20 protein-coding genes are annotated in these 18,620 nt (G+C 69.3%); 12 read left to right on the forward strand and 8 right to left on the reverse strand.

Features of this window, described 5'->3' with window-relative positions:
- Positions 1–711: 711 nt before the first annotated feature.
- A complete protein-coding gene (locus AB0M54_RS05185; RefSeq protein WP_364469225.1) occupies positions 712–1,263 on the forward strand; it encodes a hypothetical protein in 552 nt (183 codons plus the stop codon).
- Between the two features lie 14 nt (positions 1,264–1,277).
- Here AB0M54_RS05185 and AB0M54_RS05190 read toward each other — a convergent pair whose 3' ends face one another.
- The 3 genes from AB0M54_RS05190 to AB0M54_RS05200 all read right to left on the reverse strand — a co-directional run bounded on the left by AB0M54_RS05190 (position 1,278) and on the right by AB0M54_RS05200 (position 4,179).
- Positions 1,278–1,892: a GNAT family N-acetyltransferase gene (locus AB0M54_RS05190; RefSeq protein WP_364319774.1), complete on the reverse strand. Its 615-nt coding sequence runs from the start codon at positions 1,890–1,892 to the stop codon at positions 1,278–1,280.
- Positions 1,893–1,921: 29 nt separating this feature from the next.
- A complete protein-coding gene (locus tag AB0M54_RS05195) occupies positions 1,922–3,454 on the reverse strand; it encodes an APC family permease (protein ID WP_364319776.1) in 1,533 nt (510 codons plus the stop codon).
- 62 nt (positions 3,455–3,516) lie between these two features.
- Positions 3,517–4,179, reverse strand: coding sequence for a GPP34 family phosphoprotein (locus tag AB0M54_RS05200; protein ID WP_364319778.1), 663 nt, complete (start codon positions 4,177–4,179; stop codon positions 3,517–3,519).
- 247 nt (positions 4,180–4,426) lie between these two features.
- Here AB0M54_RS05200 and AB0M54_RS05205 point away from each other — a divergent pair, with 247 nt between their 5' ends.
- The 3 genes from AB0M54_RS05205 (at position 4,427) to AB0M54_RS05215 (ending at position 6,846) form a co-directional block, all read left to right on the forward strand.
- The gene (locus AB0M54_RS05205; RefSeq protein ID WP_364319780.1) at positions 4,427–5,272 is read left to right on the forward strand and encodes a helix-turn-helix transcriptional regulator; all 846 of its coding nucleotides are present in this window, start codon (positions 4,427–4,429) and stop codon (positions 5,270–5,272) included.
- A gap of 41 nt (positions 5,273–5,313) precedes the next feature.
- Positions 5,314–5,529: a DUF397 domain-containing protein gene (locus tag AB0M54_RS05210; protein WP_364320474.1), complete on the forward strand. Its 216-nt coding sequence runs from the start codon at positions 5,314–5,316 to the stop codon at positions 5,527–5,529.
- Between the two features lie 183 nt (positions 5,530–5,712).
- The gene (locus tag AB0M54_RS05215; RefSeq protein ID WP_364469227.1) at positions 5,713–6,846 is read left to right on the forward strand and encodes a type III PLP-dependent enzyme; all 1,134 of its coding nucleotides are present in this window, start codon (positions 5,713–5,715) and stop codon (positions 6,844–6,846) included.
- Here AB0M54_RS05215 and AB0M54_RS05220 read toward each other — a convergent pair.
- Both AB0M54_RS05220 and AB0M54_RS05225 read right to left on the reverse strand, forming a co-directional pair.
- Positions 6,823–7,086, reverse strand: coding sequence for a hypothetical protein (locus AB0M54_RS05220; protein ID WP_364469229.1), 264 nt, complete (start codon positions 7,084–7,086; stop codon positions 6,823–6,825). The two genes, AB0M54_RS05215 and AB0M54_RS05220, sit on opposite strands and share 24 nt — an antisense overlap.
- A 21-nt stretch (positions 7,087–7,107) precedes the next feature.
- On the reverse strand, positions 7,108–8,127 hold the full coding sequence (locus AB0M54_RS05225; RefSeq protein WP_364469231.1) for an FAD-dependent oxidoreductase: 1,020 nt from the start codon (positions 8,125–8,127) through the stop codon (positions 7,108–7,110).
- Positions 8,128–8,343: 216 nt separating this feature from the next.
- On the opposite strand from AB0M54_RS05225, the gene AB0M54_RS05230 reads away from it, so the two are divergent.
- The gene (locus AB0M54_RS05230) at positions 8,344–10,953 is read left to right on the forward strand and encodes a glucosidase (RefSeq protein WP_364469233.1); all 2,610 of its coding nucleotides are present in this window, start codon (positions 8,344–8,346) and stop codon (positions 10,951–10,953) included.
- On the opposite strand, the gene AB0M54_RS05235 is transcribed toward AB0M54_RS05230, so the two are convergent.
- Positions 10,930–11,886, reverse strand: coding sequence for an alpha/beta hydrolase (locus AB0M54_RS05235; protein WP_364469235.1), 957 nt, complete (start codon positions 11,884–11,886; stop codon positions 10,930–10,932). The two genes, AB0M54_RS05230 and AB0M54_RS05235, sit on opposite strands and share 24 nt — an antisense overlap.
- A 139-nt stretch (positions 11,887–12,025) precedes the next feature.
- Between AB0M54_RS05235 and AB0M54_RS05240 the strand changes: the two genes are divergently transcribed.
- From AB0M54_RS05240 to AB0M54_RS05250, 3 genes are all read left to right on the forward strand, one after another.
- Positions 12,026–12,244 (forward strand): hypothetical protein, encoded by a 219-nt coding sequence (locus AB0M54_RS05240; RefSeq protein WP_364469237.1) that lies wholly within the window; start codon positions 12,026–12,028, stop codon positions 12,242–12,244.
- The gene (locus tag AB0M54_RS05245) at positions 12,217–13,230 is read left to right on the forward strand and encodes a histidine kinase (protein ID WP_364469239.1); all 1,014 of its coding nucleotides are present in this window, start codon (positions 12,217–12,219) and stop codon (positions 13,228–13,230) included. The genes AB0M54_RS05240 and AB0M54_RS05245 overlap by 28 nt, the downstream gene beginning before the upstream one ends.
- 151 nt (positions 13,231–13,381) lie before the next feature.
- Positions 13,382–14,101, forward strand: a complete 720-nt coding sequence (locus AB0M54_RS05250; protein WP_364469241.1) for a response regulator transcription factor — start codon at positions 13,382–13,384, stop codon at positions 14,099–14,101.
- Here the strand turns inward: AB0M54_RS05250 and AB0M54_RS05255 are convergent.
- Together AB0M54_RS05255 and AB0M54_RS05260 are read right to left on the reverse strand one after the other, a co-directional pair.
- Positions 14,077–15,222, reverse strand: a complete 1,146-nt coding sequence (locus AB0M54_RS05255; RefSeq protein WP_364319794.1) for a hypothetical protein — start codon at positions 15,220–15,222, stop codon at positions 14,077–14,079. The two genes, AB0M54_RS05250 and AB0M54_RS05255, sit on opposite strands and share 25 nt — an antisense overlap.
- Positions 15,223–15,311: 89 nt before the next feature.
- Positions 15,312–16,271 (reverse strand): helix-turn-helix transcriptional regulator, encoded by a 960-nt coding sequence (locus AB0M54_RS05260; protein WP_364319796.1) that lies wholly within the window; start codon positions 16,269–16,271, stop codon positions 15,312–15,314.
- Between the two features lie 248 nt (positions 16,272–16,519).
- On the opposite strand from AB0M54_RS05260, the gene AB0M54_RS05265 reads away from it, so the two are divergent.
- The 4 genes from AB0M54_RS05265 to AB0M54_RS05280 are packed head-to-tail and all read left to right on the forward strand — an operon-like array spanning position 16,520 to position 18,422.
- Positions 16,520–16,720 (forward strand): hypothetical protein, encoded by a 201-nt coding sequence (locus AB0M54_RS05265; RefSeq protein WP_364319798.1) that lies wholly within the window; start codon positions 16,520–16,522, stop codon positions 16,718–16,720.
- Positions 16,721–16,734: 14 nt separating this feature from the next.
- Positions 16,735–17,196: a GNAT family N-acetyltransferase gene (locus AB0M54_RS05270; RefSeq protein ID WP_364319800.1), complete on the forward strand. Its 462-nt coding sequence runs from the start codon at positions 16,735–16,737 to the stop codon at positions 17,194–17,196.
- Between the two features lie 9 nt (positions 17,197–17,205).
- Positions 17,206–18,036 carry an LLM class F420-dependent oxidoreductase gene (locus tag AB0M54_RS05275; RefSeq protein ID WP_364319802.1) on the forward strand — a complete coding sequence of 277 codons (831 nt, stop codon included), beginning with the start codon at positions 17,206–17,208 and terminating at the stop codon, positions 18,034–18,036.
- Positions 18,033–18,422: a TIGR03668 family PPOX class F420-dependent oxidoreductase gene (locus AB0M54_RS05280; protein ID WP_364469243.1), complete on the forward strand. Its 390-nt coding sequence runs from the start codon at positions 18,033–18,035 to the stop codon at positions 18,420–18,422. Before AB0M54_RS05275 ends, AB0M54_RS05280 begins: the two co-directional genes overlap by 4 nt.
- Positions 18,423–18,620: the final 198 nt, after the last annotated feature.

An 18,620-nucleotide genomic window follows, 5' to 3' on the forward strand; every position in this document is an offset into this window, starting at 1 on the left:
GGGGCCACCACCGGGCCGGAGCTGATCCGTACCGGACTGGTCGGCGAGGCGATCTGGATCGGTTATCTGCTGCCGAACGAGATTATCTTCGCTGACGGCGTGCAAGTTGACATGGTCCTGACATCGCAGATGTGGCCGACTTGTCGTAGCCTCATTGTCTTGGCCCCGAAGTCCTGGACTTCTGTACCAGGACATTCGCACATGCAGATGCAGATCCGCGCTTTCACCTGGGGAAAGCGCGGCCACCGTGTGTGCAATCAAGAGCCGTTTTCACTATTACTGACGGGTCACGTGCGCCCCTGTGCCGGCTGCGCCCGCCCCCGCCTTGGTTCCAGCCTTCTTGCGTCTGAGCAAGGACTTAGTGCAGTTTGGTGCTAGTCCAGATCGCTTTTCGGTCTCCGGGAAACGATGGTCACCATCGATCTTCGTAACGGTGCGTGCATGCAGGAGATATACGCATCGACACCGGTTTTTGACGCGACTCGGCCGCCCCGGCCGGCCGGCCGAGGCGGCAACCGTCACGAAAACGCGCTGGAGCAGGCCCGGACATGTGGATCGAGATCATCTTCGGACATGATTGGCACAAATGATTGACTAGCACTCATTGTCGTACTCACATCACTCTTCGTATGGTGATGGTCAAGAATCATCGACCGCAGTAAGTACGACGAGCGGGGTCGTTTGCCGACGACCCTCGGGGGTGCAGTGAGCATGCTTGTCAAAATCATCGAGCAGATCACCGATGACGAGAACCTCGACGCCGCGTGGAACCTCTACCTGGAGGCATTCGACGACATCCGTGCCCTCGCAGTGCAGCGTCACCTCATGTATCGCGACGAGTTCGACGCGGTCATGCGGGACCAGCGAGTGCAGAAGTACCTGGCTCTGCGGGACGACGGCACCCTGTGTGGTCTGTCCACGTACACCAACAAGCTGCACGCGATGCCGCTCGTCGCACCTGAATACTTCGAGCGGCGCTGGCCGGAGCTGTACCGGCAACACAAGGTCTGGTACTGCGGTTTCGTCGCCGTCGGCTGCGGGGCCCGGGACACCAGAGCCTTTGCCGATCTGGTAGAGGCCATGTACCTGACGGCCGCGAACCAGAACGGCATCATCGCCCTCGACTTCTGCCGGTACAACGACGACATGCGGAAGATGTCTCGTGTGATCCGGCTGATGCTCCACCGGTTGTCCGGCGGGGTGCGCGCCGAGTGCATGGACGCTCAGCAGTTCTGGATCTACGAATTTCCGTCGGCGGCCTGAGCCGTTGTCAGGAGTCAGGGCATAGGCGACCTCCACATCGACCAGAGCGGCGGCCCGTCGGGTAGATGCAACACGGACCGGACCTGATATCCGTGCCTGAGGTAGAGGTCTCGGTTCCGTGGGTCGTTGGCCTCGAGGTACGCCGGCAGGCCCGCCTGGTCGAGCCGGCTGTGGTGCCGGTCGAGCAGCGAGCTGCCGATGCCGTGACCCTGCCGGTCGGGGCGGACCGCCAGGAACGCGAGATAGTGGTGCGGGTCGAGCGGGTGGTTCTCTTCCATCAGCGCGTCGAGCTGGCACGCCCGGTCGAACGCGTCCCCGGTGACCTCCTTGAGCCGGCGCTCGTAGTCGATCGGGCCCGGGATCACCGAGGTGAAGGGGAACCACAACGCGACGCCGGTCATCTGCCCGGTGTCGGAGTCGGACATGCCGTACACCTCGCCGTACTGGACGGCGTAGTCGACGAAGATGTCGAAGTATTCGGGGCTGCGACTCTTCCGCTCGGACTGGTCCGGGTTGAGCCAGCGGGCGACCGGGCCGTCCCACATCGCCTCGGCCACGAGGTCGGTGATCTCGGCAGTGTCGAACGGCGACACGTGCCGGATGACCAGCTCCCTGATCGCGTACGTCATGAATCTCCCCTATGAGATCGGTTGATCGCTTACTTGATCGACGGAACGTGCGCGCTGAACGGGTCCGCGTGGGTGTGCGGGCGCTTCGGGAGCGGCGAGTCGAGGGTGGAGCGTTCGGTGCCGCGGCCGATCATGGCGTAGACCTCGGGCCGGCCCATCCGCATGATCAGCGCCCAGATCACCCCGATGATCGCGAAGACCAGGTAGGCCACCGAGAACACCCAGTGGAAGATCGAGCCCTCCTCGACCTGGAGCAGGTCGCCGAGGCCGATCACGGTCGCCGCGAGAATGATGCTCAGCAGAAGGAAGGCGAGGATCGGCGCGATCCGGGTACGCCAGACGGACTCGCGCCGGCGGTTGCGGGCGAAGAACGCGATCACCGCGGCCGACGCGCTCCACATCAGGATCAGCACGCCGAGGCCGCCGACCACGGTCAGCCAGGCGAACAGGTAGACCAGCGGGTCGGCGCCACTGATCTTGTAGAGCACGATGACGACCAGCGCCAGCAGGCTCTGGGTGATCGAGCCGACCACCGGGGCGCCGGTGCGGGGGTGGGTGTAACCCCAGAGGCGGGGGAGCACGCCCTCACGGCCGAGCGCGAACTGATAGCGGGAGACCGCCGCGTGGAAGGCCAGCAGGGCGGCGAAGATGCTGGTCATGAACAGCACGTAGCCGATGCTGATCAGGGCTTCCGGCACATGCGGCGAGACCAGCGTGAACACCATGTCGGTCTGTTCCGTGCGGGCCTGGCCGACGACCTGGTCGGGGCCGGCGCCGACCGACATCGCCCAGGCCGAGACGCCACAAAGAAGGCCGGCCAGGATGACCGACCAGTGTGTTGCCCGCGCGATCGTCTTCTTCGGATCCCTGGCCTCCTCGGAGAGGACCACGGTGGCCTCGAACCCGACGAACCCGGCGATGGCCAGCACCATCATCGCGACCACCTCGGGGGTGGCGAGCTGGGCCGGGGCCAGCGAGGAGAAGTCGACCGAGCCGGTCGCCGGGTTGGCGACCATCACCGTGTCGTAGATCAGGACCACGGCGATCTCGAGGACCAGCAGGACGCCGAGCACCTTGCCGCTCAGGTCGACCCAGAGCAGGCCGAGGACGGTGACGACGGCCCAGGCGACCAAGGCGCAGGCGAACCAGGAGGCGGTCAGGCCCATCGCGCCGAGCACGCCGGACGCGACGACGCCGAACAGTCCGAAGAGGCCGATCTGCATCAGCGAATAGGCCGGCAGGGCCACGAACGCCGCCGCCACGCCGAGCACCCGGCCGAGACCATGGGCGATGTACGAGTAGAACGCGCCGGAGTTCACGATGTGCCGGCTCATCGCCACGAACCCGACCGTGAAGATCGACAGGATTCCGGCCACCACCAGGTAGACCAGTGGCACGGCGGTGTTGCCGACCACGGCGTAGATGGTGGAGATGGATCCGATGATCACGGTCAGCGGTGCGGCGCCGGCCACCCCGAAGAACACGACGGAAGGAACCCCGAGCCTGTTGCGGGCCAGGGCCCGCGAGATGATGTCTGGCTCGGCCGCGTCCTTGGACGCCATTAACAGCCTCCCGGCCCATTGATCGACGTTGTACTTGGTGCGGTGATGACGGCCGACGGTGGTCACCGGCGCCCGGCCGTGAGCGCCGAGCCCACCGATGCCTCGGTGTACTCGATCAGCTCACGAAGATCCATCGGGAGTGAGGCGATGGCGTCCGGCAGGGTCTGGAACGCGTGCCGGTGCACTTCGAAGTCGTAGAGCACGTGGCGGGTCAGGCCGGTGGCGGCGATCAGGCCGGCCAGCACCCGGTCGGTGATGTTCATGTCGAGGCCGCGGACCAGCAGGTTGGCCAGGCGGGCGGGAGCCCAGGCGGCGGCGTTGCGCTGCTCGGCGCTGTTCGGCATGTAGAGCGTCTGGGTGCTGAGCATGCGGCGGCGGGTCACCGGCTCGACTGCGCCGAGGCGCATCAGCCGCTCGCCGACCCGGACCGCCGCGTCCTGCGAGAGGAACGCGAGCCAGGTGCGGACCTCGCGGTGCTGTGGCTGCGCGATCAGCAGGTCGAGGATGTCGTGCGACAACGCGTCGCTCGGTGGCTGCCGGCTGACGATGTGCAGGTCACCCTCGATGACGCGAAGACGGCCCTCCAATATCAACTCAGCGAGGAGGGCAGCGGCCAAGCCAAGGCCTGTTGCCCGCGGATGTAGCCGGGATCGGCCCGTCCGGTCCTCGTGCGAGATCAGAAAGTACTGGTCAGCCAACACGCTGCCACGCCCCTTATAAGACACTCGACCTAAATCACGCCCGGGCCGGGCTGGCGGGCCCTGCGCAAGAACGCCTTAACTCGTTGTCCGGTGCATCATGTACCCAACTCGGAGATCAAGACAAGAAGTCCTAGACTCCAAGTACGAAACTCGATGTCTAATGTGGTTGTCGGGGCGGTCCCGACAATGCACCGGCGCCGGTCGAGTCCTCGTCGGATCTTGATTCCCGCCGGACGTAGGATCGGGTCCTGCATGGAGTCGAGGAGTCCTGGTGACCGTTGATGAGAGCCCTACGCTGCGACGGCGCCGGCTGGGTGCCGAACTCAAGCGGTGCCGCGAGGCGGCCGGGCTGACTCAGGAAGCCGTCTCACGCCATTTCGAGTGGAACACCGCGAAGCTCACGCGGATCGAGACCGCGCGCGTGGCGGTCACCGCTCGCGACGTGCGTGACCTGCTGACGCTGTACGGCCGGCTCGACGAGGACTACCGCGACGCGATGGTCGAGCTCGCCCGGTTGTCCAAGGAACGCAGCTGGTGGACCGACTACAAGGACGTTCTGCGCCCCGGCAACTTCGTCGGGCTCGAGGCCGGCGCGGCCGCGATGCGGGTGTTCGAGCCGGTGGTGGTGCCCGGGCTGCTGCAGACCGAGGCGTACATCCGCGCCCTCATGCGCTCGGGATCGGACGCGCCCCAGGCCGTGACCGACCGCCGGATCCGGCTGCGGCTGCAGCGGCAGGCCCGCCTGTCCGGAACCAATCCGCTGGAACTGGCGGCCATCGTGGATGAGTCGGTGCTGCGCCGGAACATCGGCGGCGAGGCCGTCATGCGCGACCAACTTCAACACCTTGTGGATATCGCGCAATCACCCAATGTGACGATTCGCATTCTTCCGCTGGACTTCGGCGAACATCTCTTCCTCGGCGGCCCAGCAGCGCTTTTGGAGTTTCGGGAGACCACCCATTTGGATGTTGTATATCTGGAAGGTCTTGCGGGAGACTACTACGAAGAGCAACCGAGCGAGGTTGCCCGTTACCGAGAAGAGTTCGATCGATTGGGCGCGGGGGCACTCGACCACCGGATGTCCCTTAAGATGATCGAGAGTCTCCTGCAGTTGTAGAGCTCTTCCGAGACAACAACATATCGAAGGGAGGTGCTTGGATTTTGTCTACGCATCTCAACGGTGCTGTGTGGCGCAAGGGCAGCCGCAGCAACGGAAACGGCGGCAGCAACTGTGTCGAGGTCGCGATCCTCGACACAGGTGTTGCCGTGCGTGACAGCAAGAACCGGTCTGGACCGGCTCTGATGTTCACTCAGGCGGAGTGGATCGCCTTCGTGGACTCAACTAAGGATGGCGAGTTCGACATCCAGTCCTGAGCCTAGCGATAGGCACGCACCGATGGGAAGTGCTTACTCAAAGTCAACTTCTCGGGTGTGGTAACCAATGCGCGAATGCTGCAACGCCCCTTGACGGGGCGTTGCAGCATGCTGCATTTTATACGGCCCGCGATAGGTGTACGCTGGGCACCGGTTCGGTCACCTAAAGTGAAAGAGTTTACGGTGCTGGAACAAGCCATCGGATTCCTTCCCTCCGGCTCGACCATGGGTGATCCGGCCGACGCCGGGCCACTGCTCGAAATGCGTTCCGCGGTCCTCCGCGAGGCGGTCGCCGAATTCACCGCCGCCTTCCCCGGTGTTAAACCTTTCTACGCCACGAAATGCAATCCCGATCCCGGTGTGCTAAGGATCCTGGGCGAGGCCGGCTGCTCGTTCGAGATAGCCTCCACCGCCGAGTTGCGCATGCTGACCGGCCTGCTCGGCGTACCCCCCGAAGACCTCATCTTCAGCAACCCGGTGCGCGCGCGGGCGCAGACCGCCGAGGCCTGGTCGGCCGGCGTGCGCCGGTTCGCCGTCGACTCCAGTGAGGAACTGCGGCGCACCGCGGCCGTCGCCCCCGGGTGCGACGTGCTGGTCCGCGTGGCCACCGCGCCCGGCGACAGCCTGGTGCCCAGCGAGGGCAAGTTCGGCGTCGGTGCCGACGACGCCGTGCGACTCTGCCGGGAGGCCGCCGAACTGGGCCTCAACGTGCACGGGCTGACCTTCCACATGGGGTCGCAGACGCTCACGCCGGAGGCGCTCGGCCGCCCCATGGACGACGTCCGGCAGGTGATCACCCGGATCGCCGCCGACGGCCTGCGGATCGAGCTGCTCGACATCGGCGGCGGCTTCCCGGCCCGCTACGCCGAGCGGATCCCGCCGATGGCCGAGTTCGGCCGGGTGTTCGCGCTCAAGATCAAGGAGTTTCCGTACGAGGTGGAAGCCGTCGCCGAGCCCGGGCGCTGCCTGGTCGCGAGCGCCGGCACGTTCCGCTGCCGGGTGATCGGGGTGGCGTCCCGGCACGGCGTGCGGTGGGCACACACCGACCTGGGCGTCTTCAACGGGATGATGGAGGCGCTGGAGTCCGGGGGCGAGCTGCGCTACCCGCTGAGCGACAGCCGCGGGTCGTTGGCGACGGAGCTGTTCAACGTGACCGGGCCGACCTGCGACAGCCAGGACACGTTCGCCACCGGGGTGCCGCTGTCGGCCGACCTCCGCGAGGGCGACGAGATCTTCGTCGGGTCGGCCGGTGCATATACCGCTACTTACAGCACTCGATTCCATGGTTTTCCGTTACCTCGGGTTGTCATCATCTGACAACTCGGGCACCCGCCCGTTCGGGTGAAAAGATCGACGGTCGCCTCCCTCGGGCAGGTTCCGCATCCGCCGCCGGGCGTCGGACGCCTCGACGCCGGGAGTGAGCCGCGCCGCCTCGCGACGGAGTTCGGCCGCCTCGGGGGCGGCCGGGTCGGCGTCCTCCTCGGCCCGGGCCCAGAAGACCAGGGTCGAGATGTGGTGCACGCGGGCGGTGTCGTCGGCGGCGCCCACCGTGTGCATTTACCGTTGGTAATCGATGTGTCACTGTGAGTCGGCGGAAGCGTTGGCCGGACGGCAGCGGGCGAGTTCCAGGGCCGGGTGGCCGCTCACGATCTCTTGGGCGATGAGGCGGGCCGCGGTCGGGGCAAGGCAGACGGCCGAGTGCATGACGGCCAGATAGGTGCCGTCCGGGGCGTAACCGATCATCGGGCCCCCCGGGGGCATGGGGCGGACGCCGATCGTCGAGTTCAGGACGCGGACCTTCTCCGCGCCCGACCACGCCGCGCGGAAGCGGACCACGACGGCGGCGGGGTCGGCGTCGGGCTCGGCGGCGAACAGCAGTTCGCCGGGGCGGGACTCGCGGACCTCGAAGCCGGGGGCGGAGACGATCATGCGGACCAGGCCGGGTGGGGCGGCGGCGCGGATCAGCAGGGCCGGGGAGGGTTCGGTCAGGGCGGCGCCGGTCGCCAGGACCACCGCGTCGGCGGTCAGGTGGTCGCGGTCGGTGGTGACGCTGCGGGCGGTCGTCGCGGTCGCGGTGGTTCCGAGGAGTACGCGGGCGCCCAGGCTCCGGGTGGCCTCGACCAGGGCGGTGGCCATGCCGGCGGCGTCGACCGCGCCGTCGGTGGGGGAGTGGGTCGCCGGCCCGGCGGGCACGGCGCGCAGGTTCGGCTCGAGGCGGGAGATCTCGTCGGGGCCGACAAACGGCAGGGGCTCGGGTTCGCGTGCGGCGGGCTCGGGCGAGGCGGGCTCGGGTTCGCGTGAGGTGGGCTCGGGCTCGCGTGAGGCGGGCCAGGTGAGGGAGCCGCACCAGCGCAGGGGGATGGTGGGGACCTCGGCGGACAGGCGGCGGTGGTCGGCGAGGATGTGGGGGCGCAGGTCGGCGGCGCCGCCCGGCCAGTGGCCGCCCTCGCCGATCCAGGCGAAGGAATTGGCGGTGACGCCCATTCCGGGGGCGGGCGCCCGCTCGATCAGCGTCACCTCGGCGCCGTCGCGGGAAAGCTGGTAGGCGACGCACGCGCCGACGATGCCGGCGCCGACCACAATCACTGAGTTCGGCACGGAGGCAGGCTAGGTCGTGTCTCGTGGATCAGCCAAGCGCCGCAGGCCCTGGTGATCCACGAGACACGACCTTGGCCACGCCGCCGAGCAGGCACGAGGGGAATTCGACATATGATCTTGAATTCGCCGGACCCGGCGGTGGGGTGAAGATGAGTCGGAGTTCGTAACACGCCGCCTGGACAATCCTCGGTGTGGTCGACTGGTGACAGGTGGGGGGTGAGCGGCGGCGTGGAGCGGGTGCGCCTGGCGCAGGCCGACTCGGGGGAGCAGGCCTGGCGGGCCTGGGGGCCGTACCTGGCCGAACGCGCCTGGGGCACGGTCCGTGAGGACTACAGCGAACACGGGACCGCCTGGGACTACTTCTCCCACGATCACGCCCGGTCACGCGCCTACCGGTGGAACGACGACGGCATGGGCGGGTTCTGTGACGAGCGGCAGACGTTCTGCTTCGCGCTGTCGCTGTGGAACGGGGTCGACCCCATCCTCAAGGAGCGCATGTTCGGGCTCGGCGGGGACGGCGGCAACCACGGTGAGGACGCCAAGGAGTACTGGTGGTACCTCGACTCCACGCCCACGCACAGCTGGATGACCTGGCGTTATCACTACCCGCAGGCCCCTTTTCCGTACGACGAGCTGGTCAGCGTCAACGGCCGGCGCTCGCGCGAGGAGCCCGAGTACGAACTGCTCGACACCGGGGTGTTCGACGACGACCGGTTCTGGGCGGTGACCGTCGACTACGCCAAGGCGTCACCCACCGACATGTGCATCGCCATCACGGTGAGCAACCGTGGGCCGGATGAGGCGACGCTGCACCTGCTGCCCACGCTCTGGTTCCGGAACACCTGGTCCTGGGGGCAGCCCAACCGGCCGAAGCCGCAGATCCAGGGCTCGGACGGGCGGCTGGACGCCCAGCACCGGAGCCTGGGCCATCTCACCCTGCGGGGTGACGCCGAGGCGCGGGCGCTGGTCTGCGACAACGAGACCAACTCGCAGCGCCTGTGGGGCACGCCGGGCGCCACCCGATATCCGAAGGACGGCATCAACGACCACGTCGTGCACGCCTTGCCGACGGTCAACCCGGCCGGCCTGGGCACCAAGGGCGCGCTGCACCATCGGGTGACGCTGGGCGGGGGCGAGACGCGCACCATCCGGCTGCGGCTCGTCCAGTCGGACGTACCCGAGCCCGAAGTTGATCTTGATTTTGCCGCGGTTCTCGACGAGCGGAAGCGGGAGGCCGACCAGTTCTTCGAGGAACTCGTGCCGGCCGCGGCGAGCAGTGAGGAAGCGGCCGTGGCCCGGCAGGCCGTCGCCGGGCTGATGTGGGGCAAGCAGTTCTACCACTTCGACGTCAGGCAGTGGCTGACCGGCGACCCGGGCTCGGCGCCACCGCCACCCGGCCGCCGCTTCGGGCGCAACAACGCCTGGTGGCACATGAACAGCTTCGACGTCATCTCGATGCCCGACCCGTGGGAGTACCCCTGGTACGCCGCCTGGGACCTGGCCTTCCACTGCGTCACCATCGCGCGCGTCGACCCGGGCTTCGCCAAGTCCCAGCTGTTGCTGCTGCTCCGCGAGTGGTACATGCACCCCAACGGCCAGATCCCGGCGTACGAGTGGGCGTTCGGTGACGTCAACCCGCCGGTGCACGCGTGGGCCGCCCTGCAGGTGTTCGAGATCGACGGCGGCCTTGACTACGACTTCCTGGCTCGCGTCGTACACAAGCTGCTCCTGAATTTCACCTGGTGGGTGAACCGCAAGGACGTCGGCGGCAACAACGTCTTCGAGGGCGGCTTCCTCGGGCTGGACAACGTGGGCCCGTTCGACCGGTCGGCGGCGCTGCCCGTGGCCGGCGTGCTGGAGCAGTCGGACGGCACCGGCTGGATGGCGATGTACGCGCTGAACCTGCTGCAGATGTCGATCCGGCTGGCGCTGCACGACCGCACCTACGAGGACATGGCGACGAAGTTCTTCGAGCACTTCGCGCACATCGCCGAGGCCGCGTACCGCCAGGGGCTGTGGGACGACGAGGACTGTTTCTTCTACGACGTGCTGCGGCTGCCCGACGGGCACCGGCTGCCGCTGAAGGCACGCTCGATCGTGGGGCTGCTGCCGCTGGCCGCGACGACCACGCTGAGCGCGGCGACCCTCAACCGGCTGCCCGAGCTCCAGGCCCGGGTGCGGTGGCTGCAGGCCAACCAGCCGGACGTCGCCGACGTGATCAGCGCGCGACGGCTGTCCCGCACCGGCGGGCAGCAGCGGCTGCTGTCGATGGTCGGTCAGGACCAGTTGCTGCGGATCCTGGGGCGGATGCTCGACCCGGAGGAATTCCTTTCCCCGTACGGGCTCCGCTCGCTCTCCAAGTCACACCAGGAGAAGCCGTTCCACGTGTCGCTGGGCGGCTCCGAGTTCGCCGTCGGGTACGAGCCGGCCGAGTCGACCAGCGGCCTCTTCGGCGGCAACTCCAACTGGCGCGGCCCGGTCTGGATGCCGATCAACTTCCTGCTCGTCGAGGCGCTGCGCGAATTCGCCTCGTTCTACGGCGACGACCTCAAGGTGGAGTACCCGACCGGCTCGGCCACCAAGGTGTCGCTGACCGAGGTGGCCGACGACATCTCCCGCCGCCTGGTGTCGATGTTCGTGCCCGACTCGTGGGGCCGCCGCCCGATCTACGGCGCCTCCGACCTCTTCCAGAACCACCCGGACTGGAAGGACCTCATCGTCTTCCCCGAGTACTTCCACGGCGACAACGGCGCCGGCCTGGGCGGCTGGCACCAGACCGGCTGGACCGCGCTGGTCGTCGACCTAATCCTGAACCTGCACCGCTAGCTCGTCGAGAATGTCCACGATGGACGCCCAGCCGCGCGGATCGGGCATGTGCGACGTGGCCACGCTCCGCACGTCGAAGCGGTTGTGCGGGGTGAGGCGGTCGGCCTCGTGGATGAAGCGGTCCTGCAGGGGCAGCGGGATCATCCGGTCCCGGGTGTGCCGGATGTACGTGCGGGGGATGCGGCCCCAGGTTTCCTTGTGGCCGCGCGCGTCGGCCAGCGGGATGTGCATCGACTCGTCCGGCTGCATGGTGTTGAGCAGGGCGAAGAACTCGTGGTCGGTGGCGCCCGCGCAGAGCGCCTCCTTGAGCTTGGCCAGCACCCGGGGGTCGGCGGTGCGGAAGTTGCTGCGGGTCGCGCCGATCACCTCGGGGTCGCCGACGCCCGCGCCGCCCAGCTCGAGGATCATGCTGTCCTTGGCCTCCGGCTCCATCAGGTACGCCGCCATCGACGGCAGGTCGACGCAGCAGAAGGCCGAGCTGTAGACCAGCCGCTGGATCAGCCGCGGCACCTCGTTGGCGACCCGGTTGACCGTGGCGCCGCCCATGCTGCCGCCCCACAGCACGATCGGGCCGTTCCGCCCGGCCCGGCGCACGGTGGCCACGGCCGCCTCGGCGTAGTCGTCGAGGGTGACGCCGGCCATCGGGGACGGCTCGGTGGCGAGCGCGGCCAGGTTCTGCGGGCACTGGTACGAGAGCCGGAACTGGCCGTCGCCGATGTTGTGGCCGGGCAGGTCGACGCCGACCGTACGGTGGCCGCGCAGGGTCAGCTCGGCGTCGCCGCCCGCCCCGCCGTTGGCGCCGGTCACGATCACGATCGTGGTGATCTGCTTTCCTCGCTTTCCCGGCTTCGTCGGGTGGGCGCTGGTGGCGAGCGCCGCGGCCGAACCGATGGCGGCCGCGCTGCCGAGCACACCGCGTCTGGTGAGTCCCATGGCTGTGTCTCCCTCTTCAGTGGTAGTCCCACTTCATTGGGCGACCGGGACCGCGGGCGGCGGCAGCGGGAGAAGTAGGGAACGGAACCTACTTTCGTAGGGTCGGCGGGCCGGGGCGGGCGCCGGTAGCGTCGGGGCCGTGAGGCGTCCGGCCCTGCTCGACGGCGCGCTGGTCACGATGCTCGTGGCGGCGGCCGTGCTCGGCGGCCTGATCACCGCCCACGTCACCGGCACCGGCCCGCGGCTCGTCGCCGTGGTCGGTCTCCAGCTCCTGACCTCGGGTGTGATCCTGGGCCGGCGCCGTCGGCCGGTCGGCGCCGGGCTGGTGACGTGCTGTCGGCCCTGGCCCAGACGCTGATCGCCGTCACCGGCGACGGCGCGTTCGCCGAGACCATGCTCGGGGTCAGCGCGTGGGTGCCGCTCGCCCTGTCGGTGGTGGCCGACAACATCGTCGAGCGGGGCGTGCCGGTCGCGCGTACCACCTGGATCTGGGTCTTGATCGCGGTGCTCACGGTGGTCGGCGTGCGGCCCTGGGACCCGACCTCGGGCCTGGTGGCGAACGGGTTGCTGCACAGCGCGGTGGCACCGCTGTTCGGGCTCTACCTGGCGGCGCGGCGCCGGAAGATGCAACTGCTGCGGGAGCGGGCCGAGCGGGCGGCGGATCGGGCGCGGGCCGAGGAGCGTACGCGGCTCGCGGCGGAACTCCACGACCTGGTCGCGCACCGGGTGACCCTGATGACCTTGCAGGCCGGGGCGTTGTCGATGAGCGCGCCGGACGCCGCGACCCGGCAGGCCGGGGAGGAGCTGCGGGACCAGGGGGCGCGAGCGCTGGACGAGTTGCGCGAGCTGGTGGGGGTGCTGCGCCGCGACGGGTCTTCGGTGGCGCCGGCCCTGGACGAGCGGCCGGCGCCGGCCCGGGGCGAGTCGCCGGCGCCGGCCCTGGGCGAGTCGCCGGCGCCGGCCCTGGCCGAATTGGTTGACGACGCGGTCCGGGCCGGGCAGCCGGTGCGGTTGACGGTGGACGGATCGCCGTCGCCGGAGCTGTCGAAGGTGACCGGGCGGACGGCGTACCGCGTGGTGCAGGAAGCCTTGACCAACGCGCGCAAGCACGCGGCCGGTGCCAGGGTGCGGGTTGCGGCCTCGTACGGCGCCGATGAGGTACGGATCGTGGTGTGCAACAGCGCGCCTCGCCGGCGGTCGGGGCTGGCCGGGAGTGGCGCCGGCACGGGGCTGGCCGGGCTGCGCGAGCGGGTCGAGTCGATCGGCGGGTCGTTGGCGGCCGGGCCGGACGCGGACGGCGGGTTTCGTGTGGAGACGGTGCTGCCGGCGCGGGGGCTGTCGTGATGCCGGGGTCGGGTGGTGCCTATATGCGCTCAGAGCTGTACCGCGTCGGGTTCGGGTGGTGCCTATATGCGCTCAGAGCCATACCACGCTGGGCGCGGGTGGTGCCTATACGCGCTCAGAGCAAAGGGGCGGGGAAGGGCATGGTGGGCGGGTGATCCGGGTGCTGATTGTGGATGACGAGCCGATGGTGTGCCGGCATCTGACGACGATTCTGGGGGCGGCGGGGGACATCGTCGTGGTGGGCACGGCCGCGGACGGGGCGGAGGCGGCCGAGGCGGTGGTGCGGGAGCGGCCTGATCTCGTACTCATGGATCTGCGCATGCCGGGGGTGGATGGCCTGGCCGCGACCGCCCGGATTCGCGCCCGGGCGGATCCGCCGATTGTGCTCGTCCTGACGACGTTCGACGCGGACGGGTACGTGATCGAGGCGCTGCGCGCGGGTGCGGCCGGCTATCTCGTCAAGTCGACGCCGCCCGGTGAGCTGCTCGACCTGATCCGGGTGGCGGCCCAGGGGCACACGGTGCTGTCGCCGGTGGCGAAGGAAGGGCTGGTGGCGGCGTCGGCGACGGCCCGGGACGAGCGGAAGGGGGCGCTCGACCGGCTGGCCGGCCTGACCGATCGCGAACGGGAGGTGCTGGCGGGCATAGGCGACGGGCTGTCCAACGCGCGGATCGCGTCGCGGCTGCATCTCTCCGAGGCCACCGTGAAGGGCTACATCTCGCGGATGTTCGAGAAGCTGGGCTGCGCGAACCGCACCCAGGCGGGGCTGCTGGCCAAGGCGGCGGGCCTGACCGCGGCCGAACAGGTGGGTCAGGGGGCGGGCCTGACCGCGGCCGAACAGGCGGGTCAGGCGGCGCGCAGGCCCAGGTAGCCGAGGGCGGCCCGGGGGTTCAGGCCACGGGGCAGGCCGGCGGTGAAGCGCCGCCACAGCTCCAGGTCGTAGCGCCAGGCGGAGAGGTAGCGGACGCACTGGGCCGGCTTGATCAGGCCCAGGCTGTAGGTGGCGGCGCCGAGCGCGTCGGCGATCCGGGCGCGGCGGGTGCGGGGCACGTCAGAAGCTGTCAAGTCGGTCCGGATCTGCTCGATCAGGGCGGCCCGGCCGGCCAGGAAGTCGCGCCAGTAGTCCTCGTCGGCGTCGTCGATCGGACGGCCCGCGTCGAGCAGCGCGAAGATGCCCTCGGCCAGGCAGTCGCCGAACTCCTCGCGCGCGGCGCGGCGCGGGTCGGCGTACGGGTCGTAGGCGCGCTGGGCGAACTCGCCGTGGGCGGCGCACCGGGCCAGGCGGTTGCGGTCGAGCACGAAGAACCAGTCCTCGTTGTAGATCGCCGGGAAGAACGCGGTGGCCGCCCGGGCGCCGCGGAACAGCATCGCGCCGGCGCCGAGGAAAGCCTCCTGCCGGTGGCCGGTCTCCCGGTGGGCGTGGCAGACCACCGAGTTGTCCGGGAAACCGATGTTGCGCTGGCCGACCACGTCGTGCCGGTCGAGCATCCCGGCGCCCTCGCGCAGGGAGGCGGGGTCGATGCCGTCGATGTCGTCGTCCAGGAAGAACGCCCGCTCCCAGCCGATCATCCGGGTCAGGGCCAGGCCCAGGTTGCGCTTGACGGGAGTGTCGGGCCGGCGCTGGAACGGCGTGTCCCGCACGACCAGGGTGGTGCGGAACCGGGGGAGGACGTTGTTCGGGCCGTGGACGTCGGCCGCCCACACCCGGGGGTTGCCCCGCCACAGCGCCCGGACCTGGGCGGCCTGGGCGTCGCGGCTGCACAGCACGACGAGGGTCGCGTCGAGGTGGTCGGCCAGGGCGACCGCGACGGCCAGCCCGCTCGCCTCGCGGGCGGCGGGGACGATGATCGCGTCGACCGGCGCGGTCGCGATGGCGGCGCCGGCGCCGGTGGCCAGCAGGCGGCGGTGTGATGAGTGGTGGGTCGTCGAGGCCATCGCGTTCGAGGGCCCCGACACGGTCGGGGTGGGCTGTCGGTCGAGAGTCGTGCTCACCTGGAGTGCCTTTCCTATTCGCCGTTCGTGCAATTTGCTTACGGCGAGAACACTCGCACGATCTCCTGCCAAGGGGTCGCGGATTTTTGTCAAGCCCGAATGGGGGCCGGCCACTCGTGGAGACGGTCATCCTCCATCGTCCAGTCCGGAACCACCACTTGTCGCGCGACTATTCGCACTCGGCAGACGACGCTGTAGGACGTGGCGCCGGGGAATCGTTGGGCCAGATGGGCGGCGTTACGATCGCGAATGTTGAAATCGGTCAATGCGCGGACGACGCCCAGGGTGCCGCGGCTGAACGAGCCGTTGAAGATGGTCAGGGTGCGACGCCGGTCGTACGGATTCGGGGCGCGCAGGAAATGCGCGACATCCTCGACGAGTTGGCTGCGGCCGCCGTTCTCCACGATGCGTGGCACCAGTTCGGCCGGGGCGGTCTCGGCGTCCACCACGAAGCCGCCCGGGTCGGCGTCCAGGGGGCGTTCCCGCTGGCGGACGGGGATGTGCTCGAGGTGTTTGATCAGCTCGGCGGTCACCGGGTTCCAGTCGACGCCGCCGAGCAGGATCAGGTGTTCGGCCAGGGTGTCGGAGGCCAGGTCGTCGGCGGTGCCGATGGTCACCCGGCTGGCCGGGTTCAGCGACGTGACCAGGGGCAGCAGCTCGATCAGGGCGTCCAGGTCGGCGTACTTGTAGGCGTCGATGTAGTCGGGGTTGACCTGGTCGAGCTGGCCCAGGCGGGCGCGGCGGACGTCGGGCAGCCGGGAGCAGACGATGGTGACCGCCTCGCCGGGCGCGAAGGTCAGCGGGTGGGGCGCGCGGTCGGCCGGGCCGGGGGAGCGCAGGGCCAGCAGCTCGGCGCGCAGGCCCTCGTCGCTGCCGGGGGCGAAGTGCCGGGCGTACGCCTCCAGCCGGCGGGCCGGCGGCACGGTTCCCTTCTCCCAGGCCGAGATCAGCGGCACGCTGACACCGAGGGCCCGGGCCAGCGTGGACTGGGTCAGCCCCGCCGCCTCCCGGAGCGCCCGCAGGCGCGCGGCGAGCGCCGGACCGTCCAATGGCGATTCTCCCTCCGGGCGCGGAACATCAAGAGAAGTTCAGCGATCGCTGAAGGCTACCGTGAGTCACCTGAAGATGCCTAGCCGTCACCTTGGTGACCTGCTCCCGGGAGCCTCAGGAACGGGGCTGAAATTAACTGAACAAATGGACCTGACGGCATCTGCGGAAGGCGGCGGAAAGCGGTCGGAGAAAGGCGGCGACGCAATTATGCTCGGTCCGTTCCCTTCGAGGAGAGGTTGTGATTCCGATGGGTGTGGACCTGCTGACCGCCATTGCCATTGCCGTGGTCGTCATGCTGATCAAGTTCGCGCTGGACTCCCTCCGCGGTATGGCCAGGCGGACCCGGGTGATGGCGCAGGGGATGTTCTCGGCCCTGGGGGTGGTCGCGCTCGGATTCACCGCGCTGATTGTTCTCGCGGGCTCGGTGATCTTGCGTTTTCACGGCTGATAATGTCTTCCGCCGTGCGTTATGACGTTCGGATGGCCGAGGAACGTGACCTCCGGCCACTTCAGGACCGGCTGACCGGTGATGATCTCGTCATTCTCCGGCACCGCCTGATGAATGACGACCGCGGGCGGCTGCTCCGCGCGGTCCGCGGTCTCGACACGGTCGGCTCGGTGATCGTCTCCTGGGCGCCGGCCGACGAGCGCGAGGTGCGCGCGGCGCTTCCCGGCGTACCGCTGATGTATCTGCTGCGCGTCGACCAGCCCTACCGGTGTCAGGGGATCGGCACCGGGCTGATCCGGCGGGGCGAGGCCTACCTGCGAGGACGCGGCCACGACCGGGTGCTGATCGGGGTCGACCAGGCCAACACCCGGGCCGGCCGGCTCTACCGCGCGCTCGGCTACCGCAACATGCTGGTCGGGCTGGCCGGGAGTGACGGTCCTTACGACATCCTCGTCCGCGAGCTCGGGCCGTACTAATTTCGAGTCATGGAATTCGGGGTCGGATACTTTCCCACGCATGACGGTGTCGGTCCGGGTCAGCTCGCGCGGCTCGTCGAGGAACGCGGGCAGGACGCGCTGTTCTTCGCCGAACACACGCACATCCCGGCGTCCCGCGAGACGCCCTACAGCGCCGGTGGCGAACTGCCCCGCAAGTACTGGCACACCTACGACCTCTTCGTCGCCCTGACCGCGGCCGCGGTGGCCACCTCCCGGCTGCGCGTCGGCAGCGGGGTGTGCCTGGTCATCCAGCGTGACCCGATCACCACGGCCAAGGAGGTGGCCAGCGTCGACCACCTCAGCGGCGGCCGGCTCGAGTTCGGCGTCGGCATCGGCTGGAACCGCGAGGAGATGCGCAACCACGGCACCGACCCGCGAACCCGGGTGGCGCTGTTCTCCGAGCGGGTCATGGCGATGCGGGCGATCTGGACCGAGGACGAGGCCACCTTCCACGGCGACCACGTGAACTTCGACCGGATCTGGTCGTGGCCCAAGCCGGCGCAACACCCGGGGCCGCCGGTGCTGATCGGCGGGGGCGGGAAGACGGTCCTCGACCGGGTGCTCGAGTACGCCGACGGCTGGTTCCCGAGGTGGAACGAGGAGAACCTGTTCGACCGGATCGACGAGCTGCGGGCCCGGGCCGACCGGCCGATGCAGGTGCAGGTGATCTCGGCGCCGCCCGACCCCAAGGTGCTCGAGCGGCTGGAGGCGCTGGGTGTGCGCCGGGCGCTGACCTGGCTGCCGTCCGGGCCGTGGAGCGTGGTGGAGCCCGCCCTGGAGAGGTGGGAGCGGGCGATCGGCGAGCTGACCGGGTCGTGACCCCGGCCGAACGGTTCGCGGCCGCGCCGGTCGCGCGGCTCGCCACCGTCGGCGCGGACGGGGCCCCTCACCTCGTACCCCTCGTCTTCGCCGTGGCCGGGGAGACGATCCACAGCGCGGTGGACGCCAAGCCCAAGCGGCACCGCGGCCTGAAGCGGCTCGCGAACATCGCGGCCGAGCCGCGGGTGAGCCTGCTGGTCGACCACTACGCCGACGACTGGACGACGCTGTGGTGGGTGCGCGCCGACGGCCTCGCGGTGGTCCGGGAGACCTCGGCGGCCGGGCTGGCGGCGCTGGCCGGGAAGTATGAGCAATATCGGGTGACGCCGCCGCCCGGCCCGTTCATCGAGATCGTCGTGCGTCGCTGGACCGCGTGGTCGGCCTGATCAGCGGCGGTCTGTTGCCCTGGAGTCAGCGTGACCCCGCAGCCGGTCCCGGAACTGGTCTGACCAGCTCACCGAACACCACACCGTCCATCATGGCTTCCCGGGCAGTGCCGTCCCTCCTCATGGCGGATTCGACTGGCCGCTTGCGGGAGGGATCGGCTCCGGGGTCCGGTGACGGTCGCACTTTGCGGTGGACTT

It is taken from the genome of Actinoplanes sp. NPDC051470, assembly GCF_040682035.1.
Taxonomy (GTDB): Bacteria; Actinomycetota; Actinomycetes; order Mycobacteriales; family Micromonosporaceae; genus Actinoplanes.

Excerpts from the sequence above, each read along its gene's own strand:
- AB0M54_RS05265 (WP_364319798.1), top strand. The coding sequence starts at position 16,520 with ATGGGTGTGGACCTGCTGACCGCCATTGCCATTGCCGTGGTCGTCATG.
- AB0M54_RS05185 (WP_364469225.1), top strand. The coding sequence starts at position 712 with ATGCTTGTCAAAATCATCGAGCAGATCACCGATGACGAGAACCTCGAC.
- AB0M54_RS05195 (WP_364319776.1), bottom strand. The coding sequence starts at position 3,454 with ATGGCGTCCAAGGACGCGGCCGAGCCAGACATCATCTCGCGGGCCCTG.
- AB0M54_RS05190 (WP_364319774.1), bottom strand. The coding sequence starts at position 1,892 with ATGACGTACGCGATCAGGGAGCTGGTCATCCGGCACGTGTCGCCGTTC.
- AB0M54_RS05220 (WP_364469229.1), bottom strand. The coding sequence starts at position 7,086 with ATGCACACGGTGGGCGCCGCCGACGACACCGCCCGCGTGCACCACATC.
- AB0M54_RS05235 (WP_364469235.1), bottom strand. The coding sequence starts at position 11,886 with ATGGGACTCACCAGACGCGGTGTGCTCGGCAGCGCGGCCGCCATCGGT.
- AB0M54_RS05275 (WP_364319802.1), top strand. The coding sequence starts at position 17,206 with ATGGAATTCGGGGTCGGATACTTTCCCACGCATGACGGTGTCGGTCCG.